The following is a 21140-nucleotide window of genomic DNA, read 5'->3' as shown; positions in this document are numbered from 1 at the left end:
CCTTGGCAGGCCGCGCTCCGAATCGTTAGTCAGGAGCAATAGTCTACATCAATCCCATCGACGGCTTCATCATCAAATGGGACTGATTTAGTACTTTTTATCTATCGGGTCGATTCAAGCCGGCCTTCTCGATTGAGAGTGGGGTTGGCATACTGCGCCAGCCACCAGTCACGAAGGTGGGTGGGGGCCTGCGCGAGCCTTGCCGAGAAGCGAGCGCGGTCGGCGTCGGTCACGCCTTCGAGTGAAAGCAGGTCGGGCGCCTTGCCACTGGCTTCAAGCGCCAGCTGATGGCTTGGAAATAGCCGGTAGCCACTCAATACCTGTCTGTCGATCTCGGCGGCCACCGCATCCGGATCATTGAATTCATTGCCCAGCGGTGTGCCGAAAGTCAGGTGGATACGCCCCTTGGAGCCGGTGATGCCGGCAACGATGGAGCGAATATCCTCGAACTCGACCTTCTGGTAGTGTCCTTCGGTGTGCATGGCGTAGAGCTCCTGCGCCTTCTGCAGATCGCAGGGGTCGTATTCGTAGCTGATCGATACCGGGACGATGCGCAGCTCGCTGATGGCATCACCGAAGGGGACATCCTTCTGCAGCTGCCTTCTGGCCATGGTCAGCATCTTGATGATCGCAGGGTCGGTGCGATCGATGCCGCTCTTGGCTCGACCTTCGCGCTGGGCCAGCCATACCGAGTGGTTGTCTTCGGTGATGGAGTGGCGAATATACCCCGACAGCGTTTGATAGGCGGCCAGCATGGCGCGTTTGCCACGAGCACTGCGCGGCACGATGAAGCTCTTGTTGAGGCGCATCAGGTCGCTGACATAGGGCTTCTGCAGAAGATTGTCGCCGATCGCGATCCTCACCGTGTTACGCCCGGCCAGATAGAGCGCATAGTTGACGAAGGCGGGGTCGAGAGAGATGTCGCGATGATTGCTGATGAAGAGATAGGCGGTATCGGGGTCGAGGCGATCAAGGCCCTTGACCTCGAAGGTCTCGGTGGTGGTGCGAATCATGCGCAACATATAAGAGGCGATGCGCGACTGAAACTCCTGAACGCTGTCGACGCCCTTGATCTCGCGGCGGACGCCGATGCTGGCAATGCTCCTGGCCAGGTTGGGCGCGAAGCGTGCCAGGCGTGGCAGCTTGAAGCGGGTCAGGGCGTCGAGCAGTTCGGTGTCGCTGGCCAGGCGCGCCAGTACCTCGGCCACCTCATGGTCGAGATAGGGACGGATGTCGATGTACGGATCCGCCGGCGAAAGATCATCATGTGAAGGAGGGGTATTCTCGTCTGTCACGTTGAGAGGGCCACACTGTTGGTTGCACCATGTTGCGCGTCGACATCGGGCGTGCTGGCAGCCGCTTCTCCACCGAGCCACTCGAGCAGTTGTTCGCTGACCTGCCCAAGTGTCTGCGCCATGAGCACGAAATCCGCCTCCAGGCGTAGGGCTGCATCGTCGCCGTCGTTGGCCTGAGAAGCCTCGTCGAGCAGGGCATCGGCAAACCGCAATGACTTGAGTGCCAGGTCGTCATGCAGCACCAGTGACAGCTGGCCTTCGATCTCGAGTGCCAACCGCGTTGCCTGGCGACCGCCTTCGAGCAGTGCTTGAATCTCATCGCTCTCCATGTCGACCTGACGTGCACGCAGTACGCCGTCATCGCCTTGCGCCTTGAGTTCCACCTGATCGCCAAGACCTAGCATGGTGGGGCGCGACGGCGCGTCGACCAGCCACTGCGTCATGACTCGCACGGGAGGCGTGCGACTGGCCAGCGGCGTCACCTTGAGACTGCCCAGGGTCTGGCGCAGCAGGTCAAGGATCTCCTCGGCTCGCTTGCGACTCGACGCGTTGACGCCGATCAACGAGCGGCGCGTGTCCCACCACAGGTCGACCTTCTGGCTCCTGACAAAGGCGCGCGGCAGCAATTCTTCATAGACCTGCTCCTTGATCGTCTGCTTCTCCTTACGACCAAGGGGCTGGCCTTCCGCGGCTTCACGATCGGCGATGCGTTCGTCGACCTCTTCGCGAACCACGCTTGCCGGCAACAGTCGTTCCTGACGCAGTGCCGAGAGCAGCCGGTGCCCCTGCAGTTCATGCACGTACTGCGTGCTGCTGCGCCCACCCGGCGTCCGCCAGCCAAGGCGGGTCGCTTCACTACCGCCCAGCGGGCGAAACGCCTGCTCGGCGAGGGCGTCTTCGAGCGTTTCTATGGCGATATCAGGCGCGTCGTGCAGGCGGTAAAGATGCAAGTGCTTGAACCACATGGCCAGTCCTGGATGAAAAGGGAGGCACATTATGGCCAAACGATGGCGGGGGTGCCAGTGGGGCAGATCGTTCTGCGAGGCCAGGCGCTCCTGCGCTGCCTTTGGCGCGCCTGCGATGGTATAATCCCCGGCTGCTATCATGAGGCTTTTTTCTACCTCTCATAGCGCCAACCTGTCGCAGTGCAAAGGATTCGACGACCCATGGGTGACATCGCCAGAGAGATTCTGCCAGTCAACATCGAGGACGAACTCAAGCAGTCGTACCTCGATTACGCGATGAGCGTGATCATCGGCCGAGCGCTGCCTGACGTGCGCGATGGCCTGAAGCCTGTCCATCGCCGCGTGCTGTTCGCCATGAATGAACTCAGCAACGACTGGAACAAACCCTACAAGAAATCCGCCCGTGTGGTCGGTGACGTGATCGGTAAATATCACCCGCACGGTGACAGCGCCGTCTACGACACCATCGTGCGCATGGCCCAGCATTTCTCGATGCGCCATGTGCTGGTCGATGGGCAGGGTAACTTCGGTTCCATCGATGGCGACAATGCCGCCGCCATGCGATACACCGAAGTGCGCATGGCCAAGCTCGCCCATGAGCTGCTCGCCGATCTAGACAAGGAGACCGTCGATTGGGTCGATAACTACGACGGTACCGAGCGTATTCCCGAAGTATTGCCCACTCGAGTGCCTAACCTGCTGATCAACGGTTCGTCCGGCATCGCGGTAGGCATGGCGACCAATATTCCGCCCCACAACATGGGCGAGATCATCAATGGCTGTTTGGCCCTGATCGATGACTACACGCTGACCGTCGACGACCTGATGGAGTACATTCCCGGGCCTGATTTTCCCACCGCTGCCATCATCAATGGACGCGCTGGTATCCTCGAGGCCTATCGCACCGGTCGGGGGCGCATCTACGTGCGTGCCTGTCACACCATCGAGCATGACGACAAGACCGGGCGCGATCATATCATCGTCAGCGAGCTGCCCTATCAGGTGAACAAGGCGCGGCTGATCGAGAAGATCGCCGAGCTGGTCAAAGAGAAGAAGATAGAGGGTATCGCCGAGCTGCGCGACGAATCCGACAAGGATGGCTTGCGCGTGGTGATCGAAGTGAAGCGCGGCGAGAGTGGCGAGGTAGTGGTCAACAACCTCTTCGCCCAGACGCAGCTGCAGACGGTGTTCGGCATCAACATGGTGGCGATCGAGGATGGCCAGCCGAAAATCCTCAATCTCAAGGAGATCCTCGAGGCGTTCATTCGCCACCGTCGTGAAGTGGTCACTCGGCGTACCATCTTTGAGCTGCGCAAGGCACGCGAGCGGGGTCACCTGCTGGAAGGCCTGGCAGTGGCGATCTCTAATATCGATGAGGTGATCGAGTTGATCAAGGCCTCGCCCTCCGCCGCCGAGGCGAAGGAGAAGCTGCTGGCAAGGAGTTGGCAGCCGGGTCAGGTCACTGGGATGCTCGAGCGCGCCGGCGCCACCTCTTGCAAGCCCGAGGATCTCGATGCCGGGCTAGGCCTCAATCAGACTGGCAGCGAGTATCGGCTCTCGCCTGCTCAGGCGCAGGCGATCCTCGAGCTGCGTCTGCATCGCCTGACCGGGCTCGAGACCGAGAAACTGCTCGAGGAGTATTTGACCATCCTCGAGCGTATCGCCGAGCTTACCGAGATACTCGCCTCCAGCGAGCGGCTGCTTGAGGTGATCCGCGAGGAGTTGATCGCCGTTCGTGACCAGTTCGGCGACGCCCGGCGCACCGAGATCCAGGCCAGCCACCTCGATCTGCGCATGGAGGACCTGATCGCCGAAGAGGATATGGTCGTCACCATCTCGCGCAGCGGCTATGCCAAGACCCAGCCGCTCTCCGACTACCAGGCCCAGCGCCGCGGCGGGCGCGGCAAGTCCGCCACCGCCATGAAGGATGAGGATGTCATCGAGCATCTGCTGGTGGCCTCGACCCACGACACCGTGCTGCTGTTTTCCAACAAGGGCAAGGTCTACTGGCTGAAAGTCTACGAGATGCCCAATGCCAGTCGCGGCTCGCGGGGCAAGCCACTGGTCAATCTGCTGCCGCTGGACGAAGGCGAGGCGATCAACGCTATGCTGCCGGTGCGCGAGTATCGCGAGGATAGCTATATTTTCTTCGCCACCGCCAAGGGCACCGTCAAGCGGACCTCCCTCGATCAGTTCTCGCGCCCACGTAGCGTTGGCCTGATCGCTATCGACCTGGATGAGGACGATCGTCTGGTGGGGGCGGCGATCACCTCGGGCAATGATCATGTGATGTTGTTGTCCTCCAACGGCAAGGCGATCCGCTTCGAGGAGAGCAATGTGCGCGCCATGGGGCGTACCGCCCGCGGTGTGCGCGGTATGCGCCTGCTGGATGGTGCGGAAGTGATCAGCCTGATCATTCCGCAATCCCAGCAGATCGACCCGGATGCCGATGTCGATGAGGAGCAGGAGGACACTCAGGGCGAAGGCACTTCCGGCGATAACGGCCAGATCTATATCCTGACGGCTTCCGAGAATGGTTATGGCAAGCGTACCCGGCTCGAGGAGTTCCCACTGCGCGGGCGTGGCGGGCAGGGCGTGATCGCCATGCAGACCAGCGAGCGAAACGGCTCCCTGGTTGCCGCCATGCAGGTCTATGCCTGCGATGAAATGATGCTGATCAGCGACCGCGGCACCCTGGTGCGTACACGAGTCAATGAAGTCTCCGCCACCTCGCGCAACACTCAGGGGGTGATGCTGATTCGTCTGGGCAATGACGAGAAGCTGGTCAAGACCGTGCGGGTCGACGAGCCAGGCGAAGAGACTCCAGGTGACGACTCCTTGGAAGAGGGCGCTCAGCCGGGCGCGTCGGCGTCGGAGCAACAGCAAAGCAGCACACGGGATGGCGAGGCCGATGACACGACACTATAATTTCTGCGCTGGCCCTGCGGCACTGCCCGTCAGGGTGCTCGAGCGCGCTCGCGACGAGATGCTCGATTACCGCGGCCTGGGGCTTTCGGTGATGGAGATGAGCCACCGCAGCGCCGAGTACACGGCGATTGCTCGTCAGGCCGAGGCGGATCTTCGCGAACTGCTGACCGTGCCGGACAACTATCGAGTTTTGTTCCTGCAGGGTGGTGCGTCGATGCAGTTCGCCATGCTGCCCTACAACCTGCTCGGTCATGGCGGTACCCCCAACTATCTCTATACCGGTATCTGGGGCAAGAAGGCGATCAGCGAGGCGCGTCACCTGGCCGGCGCGCATGTGGCCGCAGCTAGTGACGAGCCCCTCGTGGCAGTGCCTTCCCAGGGGGATATTCGGCTTTCCGATGATGCCGCCTATCTGCACTACACCGACAACGAAACCATCGGCGGGCTGGCATTCGACTATATCCCCGAGGTTGCGGTACCGCTGGTATGCGACATGTCCTCGTCGATACTCTCGGCGCCGCTGGACGTGGCGAAGTTCGGTGTGATTTACGCCGGGGCGCAGAAGAATATCGGGCCGGCGGGGCTGACGCTGGTGATCGTGCGTGATGACTTGCTCGAACGCGCCAGGCCGGATACGCCGACGATGTTCAATTACAAGGTCATGGCCGACAACGATTCAATGTATAACACACCGGCGACCTATGCCTGGTACCTGGCGGGCCTGGTCTTCGAGTGGCTCAAGAACGACATTGGCGGGCTGGCCGCGATGGAGGCGATCAATCGTCGCAAAGCAGCCAAGCTGTACGCGGCGATCGATGACAGTGACTTCTACTCCAATCCCATCGCGGTGGGTAACCGCTCACGCATGAACGTGCCCTTCGTGCTTGCCGACGAGGCGCTCAATGAAGCGTTTCTCAAGCAGGCCGAAGAGGTAGGCCTACTCAACCTCAAGGGGCACCGTAGCGTAGGAGGCATGCGGGCAAGCCTCTATAACGCCGTACCCGAGCAGGGCGTGTATGCCCTGATCGACTTCATGGCCGACTTCGAGAAGCGGTGCGGTTAATACAAGATCAAGGGGACTTCCAATGAGTGACACCCCCATCAATCTCGATGCGCTCAGAGTGCGCATCGATAGCCTGGATGGCGAGATCCTGCGCCTGATCAGCGAGCGTGCCCGGTGCGCCCAGCAGGTCGCCGAGATCAAGACCCAGAGCGATCCGAGTGCGGTTTTCTACCGCCCCGAGCGTGAGGCCCAGGTGCTGCGCCGTATCATGGCGCTCAATGAAGGGCCGCTCGATGCCGAGGAGATGGCGAGGCTGTTCCGCGAGATCATGTCGGCCTGTCTGGCGCTCGAACAGCCGGTCAAGGTCGCCTATCTGGGGCCGGAAGGCACCTTCACCCAGCAGGCGGCGCTCAAGCACTTTGGCCATAGCGCCAGAAGCCTGCCGATGGCGGCCATCGACGAGGTGTTTCGCGAGGTCGAGGCGGGCGCCGTCAATTACGGTGTCGTGCCGGTGGAGAACTCCACCGAAGGGGTGGTCAACCATACCCTCGACTCGTTCATGGACTCCTCGATGCGTATCTGCGGCGAGGTGGTGCTGCGCATTCATCACCACCTGCTGGTCTCGAGCAGCACCCGCAAGGAGAAGGTGTCGCGGATCTATTCGCACCCGCAGTCATTTGCCCAGTGCCGCAAATGGCTGGATGCTCACTATCCACATGCCGAGCGAGTGCCGGTGGCTTCCAATGCCGAGGCGGCCAGGCTGGTCAAGACCGAGTGGCACAGTGCGGCGATTGCCGGCGACATGGCGGCCAAGCTCTATGATCTGGAGCGTATCGCCGAGAAGATCGAGGATCGCCCGGACAACTCCACGCGCTTCCTGATCATCGGTAATCAGGATGTGCCGATGTCGGGCGAGGACAAGACCTCGATCGTCGTTGCCATGCGCAACCAGCCCGGTGCACTTCATGCGCTGCTCGAGCCCTTTCATCGCCACGCCATCGATCTGACGCGTCTGGAAACGCGTCCCTCGCGCAGCGGTGTGTGGAATTATGTGTTCTTCATCGACTTCAAGGGGCATCGCGACGAAGCCAAGGTAGCAGCGGTACTCGAGGAGGTGCAGCTGAGTGCGGCCGAGCTCAAGGTGCTGGGCTCCTATCCTCAGGGCGTGCTCTAGCGATGTCAAAGCCACTTGCGACCCTGGCCGACGAGCCTCGTCTAGTGATCGTTGGCTTGGGCCTGATCGGCGGCTCGCTGGCGGCGGGGCTCAAGGCGGAGGGGTTCGCTGGCCAGATATGGGCCTGTGACCGTGACGGCGATGAGATCGCCCGCGGCATCGAGATGGGTATCATCGATGGCGGTGACACCCGTCTCGAGCCGACCCTTGCCGGAGCTTCGTTGATCGTGCTGGCGGTGCCGGTGTTGGCCATGGATAGCGTGATGAGCGCCTTGGCGGGATGTCTCGATCAGGCCGCTCCGAATGTCGTGATTACCGATGTCGGCAGCACCAAGGCGGCTATTCGCGACAGCGCCATACGCGCGTTCGGTCGCCTGCCCTCGTTCATGGTACTGGGTCACCCCATCGCCGGCTCCGAAAAAAGTGGCGTTGCTGCCTCCAATCCCGAGCTCTATCGCCATCACAAGGTGATCCTGACACCTCAGGACGATACCGCCCCCGCAGCCCTGGCTCGGGTGCGTGCGCTATGGTCGATGTGCGGTGCCGAGGTACTGGAGATGGAGGTGGAGCGCCACGACCAGGTGCTGGCGCGCACCAGCCACCTGCCTCACCTGCTGGCCTTCTCCCTGGTCGACACCCTGGCACGTCAGGACGAGCGTCTGGACATATTCCGCTATGCGGCGGGCGGCTTTCGCGACTTCACGCGCATCGCTGGCAGCGATCCCGTGATGTGGCGCGATATATTCACCGCCAATCGCGACGCCGTGCTGGGTGCGCTTGATGATTTCGAGGCGGGCCTGGCCGGGTTGCGCCAGGCCGTGGAGCGTGGTGATGGCGATGCCATGCTGGCGACCATCGATCGCGCCAGCCATGCTCGCCACTATTTCGATACCCTGTTGAACAAGGCGCGATATCAGATGAGTGACGTCTCTATGCAGCACAGCAAGCTTCGCTACCGGGTCGCGCCCGGTGGTGCCGTGGCGGGACGCATCCGCGTCCCCGGTGACAAATCCGTGTCGCATCGTTCCATCATGCTGGGTGCCCTGGCCGAGGGCATCACCGAAGTGAAGGGCTTTCTCGAAGGCGAGGATAGTCTGGCCACGCTTCAGGCCTTTCGCGAGATGGGCGTTGCCATCGAAGGGCCGCATCAGGGCCGCGTGACCATTCATGGCGTTGGCATGCGCGGGTTGAAGGCGCCGGCGGGGCCGCTCTACGTTGGCAACGCCGGTACCGCGATGCGGCTCTTCGCTGGCCTGCTGGCTGGCCAGGCCTTCGATACCGAACTGACCGGCGATGCCTCGCTCTCCAAGCGTCCGATGGGGCGCGTCGCCAATCCACTGCGCCTGATGGGGGCGGTGATCGAGACCGGCGAAGGCGGGCGTCCACCCCTTCGCATCAAGGGCGGTCAGCCGCTCAAGGGCATCGACTACGACATGCCGATGGCCAGTGCCCAGGTGAAATCCTGCCTGCTGCTTGCTGGAATGTACGCCGAGGGCGAGACCCGGGTACGCGAGCCAGCGCCGACCCGCGACCATACCGAGCGTATGCTCAATGGGTTCGGCTATCCGGTCGTGCGCGAAGGCGATACCTGCTGGTTGCAAGGTGGCGGCAAGCTTGATGCGGGGCCGATCGATGTGCCATCGGATATCTCCTCGGCCACCTTCTTCCTGGTGGCGGCCGCGATCACGCCCGGCGCGGATCTGGCGCTTGAGCACGTCGGCATCAACCCCACGCGCATTGGCGTGATCAACATCCTCAAGGCGATGGGGGCCGATCTCGAACTCTCCAACGAGCATGAGGTAGGCGGCGAGCCGGTGGCCGATATCCGCATCCGCTACGCGCCGCTCCAGGGTATCGATATTCCCAAGGAGCAGGTGCCGCTGGCCATCGACGAGTTTCCCGCCCTGTTCGTGGCTGCGGCCAACGCCGGCGGTATCACTCGGCTGCGCGGCGCCGAGGAGCTGCGCGTCAAGGAGTCCGATCGCCTGCAGGCAATGGCCGATGGCCTCGCTGCGCTGGGGGTCGATTGCACGCTATACGACGACGGTATCGATATCGTCGGTGTCGCCCAGAATCAGTCGGCAGGCGCGCCGAGCTACAGCGGCGGCCGGATCGACAGCCTCGGCGATCACCGTATCGCCATGGCCTTCGTCGTTGCCGGCCTGCGCGCCGGGGGAGAGATACTCATCGACGATTGTGCCAACGTTGCCACTTCCTTCCCCGGGTTCGTGGAACTGGCTCGCAGTGTGGGCATGCAGGTCCAGCCGGAGGCCATGGGGACTATTTCCCAGGAGGAGGCATGATATCAACCAATCGACGCGCCGCGCCGGTGCTGACCATCGATGGCCCGGGAGGCGCGGGCAAGGGAACCATCAGCCGCCTGGTCGCCGAGCGCCTGGGTTGGCAGCTGCTCGATAGCGGCGCGCTCTATCGGTTGACCGCCCATGCCGCCGCCACGCATGGCGTCGGTCTGGATGACGAGGCCGGGCTGGAGCGGCTTGCCGCTGGACTGGATGTCGAGTTCCAGGTCGACGCAGGCGAACCGCGGGTGATGCTCGAGGGTGTCGAAGTCACGCGGGCCATACGCACCGAGCAGGCGGGCGACCGTGCCTCCCGGGTGGCGGCATTGACGAAGGTGCGCCAAGCTCTGTTGCAACGCCAGCGCGATTTCCAGACGCCGCCGGGTCTGGTCGCCGATGGCCGCGACATGGGGACCGTGGTATTTCCCGATGCCGAACTCAAGATATTCCTGACCGCGAGTGCCGAGGAACGTGCCCGTCGCAGGCACCTACAGTTGCAGGAAAGTGGTGTGGCTGCTAGTCTATCGAGTCTTTTAAACGAGATTCAGGCACGCGATGCGCGCGACATGCAGCGCAGCGTGGCTCCGCTCATACCGGCAGACGATGCCACCGAGCTGGATACCACGCGCCTGACGATACCGGAAGTGGTGGAGCGGTTGACGGAGTTGCTGGCCCAGCGTGGCCTCATTCCCGACACCTGACACTCCCTTGCGGAGCCCCCGGCAAGATGTCATGACGTGGCAAGGCACCCAGTTGAATGGTCGCCGAGAGCCGAGCCAGGTCGAACCAGCGCCAACGTCCCCGGGGATCATTGCAGTAGGCCCGCACTTGCTGGTGGTGCGGAGAACGCGGTAAGCCGCTATCAACGTTGATCACGTAGGAACACCATGAGCGAAAGCTTTGCTGAGTTGTTTGAACAGTCTCTCCAAGACATCAACATGGAGCCGGGCGCCATCGTATTGGCGACCGTCGTCGACATCGATGGTGATTGGATCACCGTCAATGCCGGTCTGAAGTCCGAAGGCCAGATTCCCGCTGCCCAATTCCGTGACGACAATGGCCAGCTCGCCATTGCCGTTGGCGACGAAGTTCACGTCGCCCTCGAAGCCGTCGAAGACGGTTTCGGCGAGACCCGCCTATCCCGCGAGAAGGCCAAGCGTGCCGAAGCGTGGAAAGAGCTGGAAGCGGCCTTCGAGAAGGAAGAGATCGTCAAGGGCGTGATCAACGGCAAGGTCAAGGGTGGCTTCACCGTCGACGTCGCCTCCATCCGTGCCTTCTTGCCGGGTTCCCTGGTGGATGTGCGTCCGGTGCGCGATACCGCTCACCTCGAGCACAAAGAGCTGGACTTCAAGGTCATCAAGCTCGACCCCAAGCGCAACAACGTGGTCGTTTCGCGTCGTGCCGTGCTCGAAGCCGAGAACAGCGCCGAGCGTGAAGCGCTGCTGGCAACCCTGCAGGAAGGTCAGCAGATCAAGGGTATCGTCAAGAACCTCACCGACTATGGTGCCTTCGTGGACCTGGGTGGCGTCGATGGCCTGCTGCACATCACCGACATGGCCTGGAAGCGCATCAAGCATCCGTCCGAGATCGTGGCGGTGGGTGATGAGATCAACGTCAAGGTGCTGAAGTTCGACCGTGAGCGCAACCGCGTCTCCCTGGGTCTGAAGCAGCTGGGCGAGGATCCTTGGGTCAGCATCAAGGAGCGTTACCCGGAAGGCACCAAGGTCAACGCCCGTGTCACCAACCTTACCGACTACGGCTGCTTCGCCGAGCTGGAAGAAGGTGTCGAGGGGCTGGTTCACGTCTCCGAAATGGACTGGACCAACAAGAACATCCACCCGTCCAAGGTCGTCCAGGTCGGCGATGATGTGGAAGTCATGGTGCTGGACATCGACGAGGAGCGTCGTCGTATCTCGCTGGGTATCAAGCAGTGCACCACCAACCCGTGGGAAGACTTCAGCAGCCGTTACAACAAGGGCGACCGCGTTTCCGGCAGCATCAAGTCGATTACCGATTTCGGTATCTTCATCGGTTTGGAAGGCGGGATCGACGGTCTGGTGCACCTTTCCGACATCTCTTGGACCGACACTGGCGAAGAAGCCGTGCGTCAGTTCAAGAAGGGCGACGAAGCCGAGGCGGTCATCCTGTCAATCGATCCAGAGCGCGAGCGCATCTCGCTTGGCATCAAGCAGCTCGATACCGATCCGGTCTCCGAGTACCTGGCAGTCAACGACAAGGGTGCCATCGTCACCGGCCGTGTCGTCGAAGTCGATGCCAAGGAAGCCCATGTCGAGCTGGCCACTGATGTCATCGCCGTGCTGAAAGCGTCTGAAATCAGCGCCGACCGCGTCGAAGATGCACGTAACGTACTCAACGAAGGCGACAGCGTCGAGGCCCGCATCGTAGGTGTGGATCGAAAGAACCGTGCGATCAACCTCTCGATCAAGGCCAAGGATCAGGACGATACTCGTCAGAACCTGAAGAAGATGCGTGAGCAGGAGCCGGAGTCTGCCGGCGGCCCGACCACTATCGGTGATCTGATCAAGCAGCAGATGGGTCAGGACTGATCACTGACTAACAGCTGATCGGTTAATCAAAAACGCCGCCTTTAATCGAGGCGGCGTTTTTTTATCCCTAACTCCCCCATGGCAATGCTCATACTAGATACCTCTCGTGGTGTAAGTTCCTATTGTCTTATATGAGTGAGGTAATCGATTGCATGTTGTCATTATTGCTTTTATTTTAAGTAAATTAAGGTTAGCCTCTTGGCATATAAAAAAAGTAAGGCAATAATGTCGCCGCATCCTATGCACATCTGAACAGGAAATATCATGTCACTGCTTAGCGATTACATGCAAAAAGAGCAGCTTCTTAAGCAGCTCACCGAAGAATTACAGAACATGGAAAGCGATCAGCGCCTTAAGGCCGAGCTCGAGTTCAAGCAGAAACTCGAAGCGCTGATGAGCGAGTTTGATAAGACAGCAGCAGACGTTATCGATCTGCTCGAGCCAAAGACGCAGGCCAAAGTTTCAGCGCCCAAGGCGCCGGCCAGCAATGGTGGGCGTCGTAAGCGCAAGATGAAGGTATACAAGAATCCTAATACCGGTGAAGTGGTGGAAACCCGTGGTGGTAACCACAAGACACTCAAGGCGTGGAAAGACGAGTTTGGCAACGAAACCGTCGAATCTTGGCTGGTGCGTATCGAAGAGTAATCTTCGCACCCGATCCAGTATGAAAGGCCGCCTGTCAGGCGGCTTTTTTTCGTCTTCTCTTCGCTTCTCGAGTTACCCTTCTAAACCAGGAAATCTGGATGGGCAGTTTCAAGATGTACCGATGAGGTGCTTTACCTCCAAGTAGGCAGCCAAGCCCCAAGGCCCCAGTTCACGTCCTATGCCACTTCGCTTGAATCCACCCCAACCGGTCTGAGGCAAGACCAGTTGCTCACTATTGATCCAGATACTTCCCGCCTGCAATTGGCGTCCAAGTCGCCTTGCCCGTGCTGCATCACCGCTGATCACGGTCGCGGCAAGACCATAGTCACTATCGTTGGCCTGCGTTATGGCATCCTCCTCATCGCTGAAGCGACGGGCGCAGAGTACTGGGCCAAAAATCTCTTCCCGCCACAGTCGGCTGGTCGTCGGCACGTCACGGTAGAGGGTGGGGGCCAGGAAAAAGCCCTGCCGAGGAAGCTCTCGATGGCTAGCGTCACGTACCGCCACCAGCCCTTCCTGTTGCGCCACGGCGAGGTACTGCATGACGGCATCGCGTTGTCGCATGCTGGTCAGCGGTCCCATTTGGGTTCCTTCTTCCAGTGGATCCCCTAGCGTGAGCGCATCGATGCGCCTGGCCAATGCCGCATAGAGCGATTCCGCCAGGCTTTCATGTACCAATAGGCGTGAGGTTGCGGAGCAGATCTGGCCAGCATTGAAGTAGATTCCCGCCATTACCCAATCGGCAGCCTGTTCAGGGTCGGCGTCTTCCAGCACGATGATAGGAGATTTACCGCCAAGCTCCAGCGATATACCCTTGGTGCACGCGGCGGCGGCTCGCATGACGCTTTCGCCGATACGGTTGCTGCCGGTAAACGACAGCTTGTCGACCCCTGGGTGCTGGCTGAGGGGGGCGCCGACGCCTTCACCATCGCCAAACAACAGGTTGAGTACACCCGGCGGAAGCGCGATCTCCTGGGCGATCTCGGCGAGCGCTCGCTCGGGGAGCGGGGTGACCTCGGAGGGCTTGAGTACCACGCAGCAGCCGGCGGCCAAGGCCGGGGCAAGTTTCCAGGCGCTTGTGACCAGCGGGAAGTTCCACGGCGTGATTAACCCGACCACGCCCGCCGGATCGTGATAGCAGCGTACCTCGACGCCATCCATGCCGACGTCGACGCGCTCGCCCTGGCGAGCGTCCAGGGCGCGAGCTTGCTCGGCGTAGTAGCGATAGCAGGCGACGGCGTCGTCCAGGTCGATCCGCGTTTCGGCAAGCACCTTGCCGTTGTTGGTCGACGAGAGGTACGTGAGTTCGTCGCGACGTCGGATGAGCGCCTCGGCAAATCCCTCGAGATAGCGCGCCCGTTCGGCACCCGAGAGGGCCAGCCAGGTCGGCAGGGCACGCCGGGCCGCCGCGACGGCGGCAGCGACATCGGCGGCGTCGCCCGCCGTCACCTCAGCAATGATCTCCTCGCGGTAGGGGTCGGTCACGGCAAGCAGACGGCTGCCCTTGGAGGGTACCCAGCGGTTGTCGATGAATTGATGGTCGAGTCGTTGCATGGTCTTGCTCCTGAGAGGGCACCTAAGGGGACGGGCGACGATGCGTGCCCCGGGAGCACGCATCGATCTGCCGAGAGAGGCGCGTCACGCCTCGCGGCCGAAGGCCGCGGCTTGGGAAGTGGACATTGTTCTTGTTTCCTTGTTCTTGGTTTTGGTTGACGTCCGAGAACGCTACTTGGCGATCCCCAGTGACGCTTGCCAGTCGTGGGCATCCACATCGAGAAGCAGCGGGCCTTCTGCCGGGCGGGAGGCGAGCGCCTCGGCCAGCGCCTGCGGGCTTGCCACGCGCCGCGCCGCGCAGCCGAAGCCCTCCGCCAGCGCCTGGAAGTCCGGCGCCTGGATATCCACGCCGACGCGCTCGACCCCATGGGCATCCATGTAGCGGCGGATCTCCTCGTACCCTGAGTTGTTCCACAGCACGATAATGATCGGCAGCCGCTCCTCGACGGCCGTGGCCAGCTCCGAGAGGGTGAACATCACGCCGCCATCGCCCACCAGCGCCACTACAGGCAGCGCCGGCTTTGCAAGCTGGGCACCAAGGGCTGCGGGTAGCCCATAGCCCAGGGTGCCGTAGCCGGTCGAAGCATTGAAATAGCGGCGTGGCGCCGGCTGTGATACCAGGTGGTTACCGGCATACACTGGCGCCGTGGAGTCGCCGACCAGCAGTGCCTCGGGCAGGGCTTGCTCGAGCGTGTCATAGAGCGGGACGAAGGGGGCGAAGGCGGGATCGTCGGCAAGCGCTAGTGCTGCAAGCGCCCGGGCGGTGCGCTCATGGCCATCGCGTTTCAGCGACTCGGGGAAGTGCTCGGCAAGTTGTTCGAGAGAGCGGCCTGCATCGCCCACCAGCCCCAGCGCCAGTGCCTGGTTGCGTACCAATTGCTCGGGATCGAGATCGATACGAATCAGGCGTCCCGAGAGCGCGAAACCGTCGTCGAAGACCACGTCGTAGTCGGTTTCCCCGAGCTCGGTGCCTACCGCCAGGATGACATCGGCATTGCGAGCCAGCTCGCGCACTGCCGGAAGGGCCGCGTTCGCTCCTAGGTCGAGGGGGTGGTGGCGGCCCAGTACGCCCTTGGCATTGATGGTGGTCACCGTGGGGGCATCGAGGCGTTCGATCAGCTCGCGTGCCGCCTTGAGAGCATCACAGCAGCCGCCGCCAAGTAATGCCAGCGGTCGCTTGGCTTCTCGCAACCACTCTGCGGCCTTGGCCAGGCCTTCGGGGTCGGGCGAGGCACGATAGAGCCGCGCTGCCTGCCAATGAGAGGGAGGTTGAACCGATTGGGAAAACAGGTCGATGGGGATCTCGATATGTACCGGTCCGGGGCGACTGCCAAGAAAGAGTGCAAAGGCTCTTGCCAGTACTTCGGGCAGCGCAGCGGGATCGAGCAGGGTGTGGCTGAAGCGAGCCACGCCAGCCAATGTCTGTTGCTGACTGGGCAGCTCATGCAGGCGTCCCTGGCCGCGACCTAGCGTATCCCGCCGATTGACACTCGAGATCACCAGCATCGGCACCGAGTCGGCGAGTGCCTGGCCCATGGCGGTGGCGATATTGGTCATGCCGGGGCCTGTGATGATGAAGCAGACGCCTGGCTTGCCGCTGGCCCGGGCGTAGCCATCCGCCATGAAGCCTGCCCCCTGTTCATGGCGAGGCGTGACGTGGCGTAGGCCACTGTCCTTCAGACCGCGATAGAGTTCAATGGTGTGCACGCCGGGAATGCCGAAGACGGTATCCACTCCATAGGTGTCGCGCAGCAGGCGTATCAGCAGTTCCGCACAGGTCATTGTCGGCTACCTCAAAAGAAGAAGGTGTGCGCCATGAAGGCGATGATCGGCAGTGTGATTGCCGTGCGCAGCAGGAAGATCACCAGCAGCTCCCAAAACTTGAGCGGAATCTTCGACTTCATCAGGAGCGCGCCGATCTCCGACATGTAAATCAGCTGCGTGAGGGAGAGGCAGGCGATCACGAAGCGCGTCAGCTCGCTTTCGATATTGGTCGCCAGTACCGCCGGCAAGAACATGTCGGCGAAGCCCACCAGGGTGGCAGGGGCAGCGGCTTCGGCTTCGGGTATGCGCAGCAGTTCCAGTACCGGCACCATGGGATAGGAGAGCCAGGTGAACAGTGGGGTGAATTCGGCAAGGATGAGCGCCACGGTACCGATCGCCATGACCAGTGGCAGCAGAGCCAGGAAGATGTCTGCGACGTTGAACAACGCATTGCGTGCCAGTTCTCGTGGCCCGGGTGCTTTCTCGGCACGGTTGACGGCTTGCTGCAGGCTGAAGCGAAAGACGCCCATGTCGCCGGTTCCCTTCTCGACAAGTTGGCAACCCACCGGCTCATGGTAGGTATCTGGCTTTCGCGACAGCGGCGGCAGCCGCGGTACGATAAGTGCTGCGATCAGGCCGGCAACCACCACCGTCAGATAGAACTCCACGAAGAGATGGTTGATATCGACGAAACTGGTGATCAGCAAGGCGAATGCGATCGACACGATCGAGAAGTTGGTGGCGATGACCGATGCCTCACGTCGGCTGTAGTAGCCTCGCTCGTACTGCTGCGTGGTGATCAGTACCCCTACCGTGCCTGAGCCCATCCAAGAGGCGGTGGCATCGATGGCGCTGCGTCCCGGCAGGCCGAAAATGATCCGAAATGGCTTTCGCACTAGGCTGCCAATGAACTCCATGAAGCCAAAGTCAACCAGAAAGGGGAGCAGCAGCGCGGCAAAGAAGAAAAAGGTCAGCAGTACCGGCGCAAGATCGTTGAGCATCACCCCGCCGGTGAATGACGCTGTGATGAACTGCGGACCGAACTGAAAGAAGGTCATCAAGGCAAATAGTGCACCCAACAGGCGCATGCCGAACCACACCGGGCCGACATCGAACATGTCGTGCCAGACGCCCTGCCTTGCCCAGCTCGGCTTGGCGACCTTGACCAGTAGGGTGATGAGTACCGAGAGGCTCAGCACGAAGACAGCGATGGCCGGCAGGGCATCGCCCAGTAGCGCCTTGAGCCCGTCGGCCATTAGCCCCATGCCGATATTGATGGTATCGCCTACCGCAAAGGGCACGAGAAATAGGCTGACGCCGATTAGCGAGGGGATCAGGAATTTCAGTAGCCCTTTGAGGCTCAACGACCCGTTGGTCGGTGTGTTGCCTGGGGTCGTATCAAGTGAGGACATCATGGAAACCTCTTGCGTTATTATCGTTGGAGGGCGTTATCGTCGATCAAGTACGACGGGTGACACCTGGCAACACGCATAACATTTCGTAAAGTAGGGTGGCGCCCATCAGTGCGGTATTGCCGCTGCTGTCGTAAGGAGGGGAGACTTCTACCAGGTCACCACCGACGATGTTAAGGCCCCAGGCGCCGCGCACGATCTCAAGTCCCTGTGCAGAGGTCAGCCCACCCATTTCGACCGTGCCGGTGCCGGGTGCCACTGAAGGGTCCAGGCCATCGATATCAAAGCTGATATAGACCGGGATATCACCCATCTGCTCGCGCACCTCCTCCATCAGAGGGGTAAGCGACCTGTACCAGCACTCCTCTGCGGGTACCACGCGAAATCCTTGCTGGCGGCACCAATCGAAGTCGTCGGCGGAGTAGCCGGTGCCACGCAGACCGATCTGTATCACTTTCCCTCGTGCCAGCAATCCCTCCTCCTGGGCGCGCCGGAAAGGGGTACCATGGGCAAGCGATTCGCCGAACATATGATCGTTGACGTCGGCATGGGCATCGATATGGAGCAGTCCCACCGGGCCATGTTTCTTGGCAATGGCACGCAGGATGGGCAGGGTAATGGTGTGCTCACCGCCTAGCGTCAACGGGACGCAGTCATGCTTGAGTACCTCATCATAGAACGCGGTAATGATCTCCACGCTCTTGGGAAGATGAAAGGTGTTGATCGGGACATCGCCAATATCGGCAACCTGCAAGCTATCGAATGGCGCGGCGCGGGTTGCCATGTTGTACGGGCGTAGCATCCGCGACTCGTCACGAATCTGACGCGGACCAAGGCGGGTCCCGGGTCGATTGGAGGTGCCGATATCCATCGGTACGCCAATGAAGGCGGCATCGAGGCCAGCGGCACTCGGCTGACTGGGCAGGCGCATCATGGTAGCGGGGCCGCCGAAGCGAGGCAGCTCGTTTCCCCCAAGCGGTTGATTGAACTCTGGCATTGGAATTCCTTCATGTTGTTGGCAAAGTGTTCTCTTTAATGCATATTTCATGCCATCCTTAACCATATGATATTGCGCTTGAATTCTTCTATCGATACATTGCTGTATCGACAATTGATTCATTTGCGTATCATTGATGCATCAATGAATCGAGAGCAGTCGCATGAGCCATATTGATAGTCAGGTTCTCAAGACCATCATCGATACTGCGCACGACCACTTCTTCATTGTCGATGGGCAGGGAAAAGTGCTTGATGTCAGCTTAGGCGCTGCGGCGGTCTATGGGATGTCCCGCGAGGCTTTGTGTAGAAGCCACGTACAGGATCTAGTCAACAGTGGAGTCCTCAAGCCCTCGGTAAGTCTAGAGGTGATTCATACTGGCAGGCCTGCACAGTTGGCTCAGCAAGCCGGGACCGGGCGACGTGTCATTGCCCAGGCCCATCCGGTGTACGTCAATGGCAATCTCGAGCGGGTGGTGAGCCGGTCGATGGACCTGACGGATTTGCAATGGCTACAAGACGAATATGCCCTGCTTCAGCAACGCTTCAATGACCATCTGAAACGTGCCTCTCCAGGTGCTGTTTCCGACGAACTGGAACTCGATGACCTTGAAGCTCATAGCGGCATAATGCGCGAGACTGCCACGTTGTTGAAACGCGTGGCGCCGACCGATGCGACGGTCTTGCTGCTAGGGGAGTCCGGTGTCGGCAAGACTGCTTTCGCTCGTCAACTTCACCGCTGGAGTTCACGGCGCGACGCGCCTTTCATCGATATCAACTGTGCGGCGATTCCTGAAAGCCTGTTCGAATCGGAAATGTTCGGCTATCAGCCAGGGGCCTTTAGTGGTGCGACTCGTCAGGGCAGGGCAGGGTTGCTTGAGCAGGCCGAGGGGGGAACGCTGTTCCTGGATGAAATCGGCGAGCTGCCGCTGGCCATGCAGAGTAAGCTCCTAAAGGTCATTCAAGATGGAAGCCTGACTCGGTTGGGCGATACCCAGCCTCGGCGAGTGAATTTCCGCTTGGTCGTGGCGACCAATCAGGATCTGGCGCAAAGTGTGGAGGAGGGGCGTTTTCGGCTTGACCTCTACTATCGGGTCAACGTTATTCCTGTCACACTGCCGGCACTGCGTGACCGCCTCGAAGATATCCCAGTGCTTGCCAAGTTACAGCTCGAACGCTTGAACGCCCGTTATGGCAGAGCCAAGATGCTGCACTCAAGCTTGTGGTCGCGATTGATGGAGCACGACTGGCCGGGTAACGTACGTGAATTGGAAAACTGGTTGGAGCGCGCCTGGTTGGCCTCTCCGAATGACTTGATTGGTAGTATTGCCGCCCAGATACTCACACCAGAGCCAGAACGCGGTATACTTTCCGCTTGGGATTCCTTCGATACTGAAAGGCCGGGGCTTGAGCGGGGCGAAACGCTCAAACAAGCCATGGATAAGCTCGAGCGTGCCATTATCGAACGGCTATGCCAACAATTGCCCAGTACCTATGCGATTGCCAAGCGGCTCGGCATCAGTCAACCGAGTGTCGTCCGTAAGCTAAAAAAGCATGGTCTACATATTTCACATCGCAAGTAACGATACGAATGAGACATCAGAAAAACCACAAACCTATGGATGAGCGCGAAAAGCTTCGCAAGTTTCGTGAGCTCGACGATGCCTTTGCCGATGCGCTAAAGGAGTTGGAAGGCAGCAAGCCCAAACCTGCTGCGGTATCGAATGAGCTTGCCGATGCGGAACGACTGCGTGAGCAGGAGCGCGAAAAACAGCGTATTTTCGAAAAACGGCTCAAGGCACTGATGGCAGAGTATGCGCAACCTGCCGACTCAGTCAGCACGCTTATCCGTACGCTGGTCAAGCTGGGCCGAATCTGACCCACGGATGACTCTTAGCGTTCCGTTGGCCAAGCGCTCAATATATCGTCAAGTCATTGAAATACCGAGAGTGAATTGAAACAACTCCGATCGCGAACGCCTCTTTTTTTATCCTAATAGTTAGTCTCCTACCTTTCTTCATCTTTTATTGCATTTTTTAACAAATTGCCCTTTGCGAGATCACTACTTCCTTTACTAGCCTCAAATTGTCACAGCGGAAGTGAACGAGCGCTTACTGAAGAATGGACGCAGCTTCTTCTAAAGGCTTGGACTTGTGAAGGAGTAATCAACTAACTGAAATAGTTAGTTTTCTGGACTATGGACAGATCAGAAGGAGTATCAAATGGCTGAACATCGTGGTGGTTCTGGTAATTTCGCAGAAGATCCGAAACGCGCCTCCGAGGCTGGTCAGAAAGGTGGCCAGAATAGTGGCGGTAACTTCGCCAATGACCCCCAGAAGGCTTCCGAGGCTGGTCAGAAAGGTGGCCAGAATAGCGGCGGAAACTTCGCCAATGACCCCCAGAAGGCTTCCGAGGCTGGTCAGAAAGGTGGCCAGAACAGCGGCGGTAACTTCGCCAATGACCCCAAGAAAGCTTCTGAAGCCGGCAAGAAGGGCGGACGCAATAGCTGATAAGCCCTAGTGTAGGGATTTTGATAG

Annotated in this window: 16 protein-coding genes; 10 read left to right on the top strand and 6 right to left on the bottom strand. The window is 60.3% G+C overall.

Annotated features, from left to right (window positions below):
- Nucleotides 1-101: 101 nt before the first annotated feature.
- Together HJD22_RS14765 and HJD22_RS14760 are read right to left on the bottom strand one after the other, a co-directional pair.
- Nucleotides 102-1295 carry a 1-acyl-sn-glycerol-3-phosphate acyltransferase gene (locus tag HJD22_RS14765; RefSeq protein WP_208656265.1) on the bottom strand — a complete coding sequence of 398 codons (1194 nt, stop codon included), beginning with the start codon at nt 1293-1295 and terminating at the stop codon, nt 102-104.
- Complete coding sequence (locus HJD22_RS14760) at nt 1292-2260, bottom strand: recombination-associated protein RdgC (RefSeq protein ID WP_208656266.1); 969 nt, start codon at nt 2258-2260, stop codon at nt 1292-1294. Before HJD22_RS14760 ends, HJD22_RS14765 begins: the two co-directional genes overlap by 4 nt.
- Nucleotides 2261-2461: 201 nt before the next feature.
- On the opposite strand from HJD22_RS14760, the gene gyrA reads away from it, so the two are divergent.
- The 7 genes from gyrA to HJD22_RS14725 all read left to right on the top strand — a co-directional run bounded on the left by gyrA (nt 2462) and on the right by HJD22_RS14725 (nt 12877).
- The gene (gene gyrA, locus HJD22_RS14755) at nt 2462-5188 is read left to right on the top strand and encodes a DNA gyrase subunit A (protein ID WP_208656267.1); all 2727 of its coding nucleotides are present in this window, start codon (nt 2462-2464) and stop codon (nt 5186-5188) included.
- Nucleotides 5172-6251 carry a 3-phosphoserine/phosphohydroxythreonine transaminase gene (gene serC, locus HJD22_RS14750; RefSeq protein ID WP_208656268.1) on the top strand — a complete coding sequence of 360 codons (1080 nt, stop codon included), beginning with the start codon at nt 5172-5174 and terminating at the stop codon, nt 6249-6251. The genes gyrA and serC overlap by 17 nt, the downstream gene beginning before the upstream one ends.
- Before the next feature lie 22 nt (nt 6252-6273).
- Nucleotides 6274-7365: a prephenate dehydratase gene (gene pheA, locus HJD22_RS14745; protein WP_208656269.1), complete on the top strand. Its 1092-nt coding sequence runs from the start codon at nt 6274-6276 to the stop codon at nt 7363-7365.
- A gap of 2 nt (nt 7366-7367) precedes the next feature.
- A complete protein-coding gene (locus HJD22_RS14740) occupies nt 7368-9668 on the top strand; it encodes a bifunctional prephenate dehydrogenase/3-phosphoshikimate 1-carboxyvinyltransferase (protein WP_208656270.1) in 2301 nt (766 codons plus the stop codon).
- Nucleotides 9665-10366 carry a (d)CMP kinase gene (gene cmk / locus HJD22_RS14735; protein WP_208656271.1) on the top strand — a complete coding sequence of 234 codons (702 nt, stop codon included), beginning with the start codon at nt 9665-9667 and terminating at the stop codon, nt 10364-10366. The genes HJD22_RS14740 and cmk overlap by 4 nt, the downstream gene beginning before the upstream one ends.
- A gap of 186 nt (nt 10367-10552) precedes the next feature.
- Nucleotides 10553-12232, top strand: coding sequence for a 30S ribosomal protein S1 (rpsA, locus tag HJD22_RS14730; protein ID WP_208656272.1), 1680 nt, complete (start codon nt 10553-10555; stop codon nt 12230-12232).
- Between the two features lie 264 nt (nt 12233-12496).
- Nucleotides 12497-12877 carry a histone-like nucleoid-structuring protein, MvaT/MvaU family gene (locus HJD22_RS14725; protein ID WP_208656273.1) on the top strand — a complete coding sequence of 127 codons (381 nt, stop codon included), beginning with the start codon at nt 12497-12499 and terminating at the stop codon, nt 12875-12877.
- A 108-nt stretch (nt 12878-12985) separates the two neighbouring features.
- On the opposite strand, the gene HJD22_RS14720 is transcribed toward HJD22_RS14725, so the two are convergent.
- The 4 genes from HJD22_RS14720 to speB all read right to left on the bottom strand — a co-directional run bounded on the left by HJD22_RS14720 (nt 12986) and on the right by speB (nt 18604).
- Complete coding sequence (locus HJD22_RS14720) at nt 12986-14431, bottom strand: aldehyde dehydrogenase family protein (protein ID WP_208656274.1); 1446 nt, start codon at nt 14429-14431, stop codon at nt 12986-12988.
- A 171-nt stretch (nt 14432-14602) separates the two neighbouring features.
- A complete protein-coding gene (locus HJD22_RS14715) occupies nt 14603-16213 on the bottom strand; it encodes a 5-guanidino-2-oxopentanoate decarboxylase (protein WP_208656275.1) in 1611 nt (536 codons plus the stop codon).
- An 11-nt stretch (nt 16214-16224) separates the two neighbouring features.
- Entirely contained in the window at nt 16225-17610 is a 1386-nt protein-coding gene (locus HJD22_RS14710; RefSeq protein ID WP_248730271.1) for a YjiH family protein, read from the bottom strand.
- 43 nt (nt 17611-17653) lie between these two features.
- Nucleotides 17654-18604, bottom strand: coding sequence for an agmatinase (gene speB, locus HJD22_RS14705; RefSeq protein WP_208656276.1), 951 nt, complete (start codon nt 18602-18604; stop codon nt 17654-17656).
- 163 nt (nt 18605-18767) lie between these two features.
- Between speB and HJD22_RS14700 the strand changes: the two genes are divergently transcribed.
- From HJD22_RS14700 to HJD22_RS17910, 3 genes are all read left to right on the top strand, one after another.
- Entirely contained in the window at nt 18768-20186 is a 1419-nt protein-coding gene (locus HJD22_RS14700; protein ID WP_208656277.1) for a sigma-54-dependent Fis family transcriptional regulator, read from the top strand.
- Between the two features lie 35 nt (nt 20187-20221).
- Entirely contained in the window at nt 20222-20482 is a 261-nt protein-coding gene (locus tag HJD22_RS14695) for a hypothetical protein (protein ID WP_208656278.1), read from the top strand.
- Nucleotides 20483-20825: 343 nt separating this feature from the next.
- Nucleotides 20826-21113, top strand: coding sequence for a general stress protein (locus tag HJD22_RS17910; protein ID WP_208656279.1), 288 nt, complete (start codon nt 20826-20828; stop codon nt 21111-21113).
- Nucleotides 21114-21140 lie beyond the last annotated feature (27 nt).

The sequence above is a fragment of the Halomonas sp. TA22 genome (assembly GCF_013009075.1).
Taxonomy (GTDB): domain Bacteria; phylum Pseudomonadota; class Gammaproteobacteria; order Pseudomonadales; family Halomonadaceae; genus TA22.
This window is presented reverse-complemented; position numbering and strand designations above follow the sequence as displayed.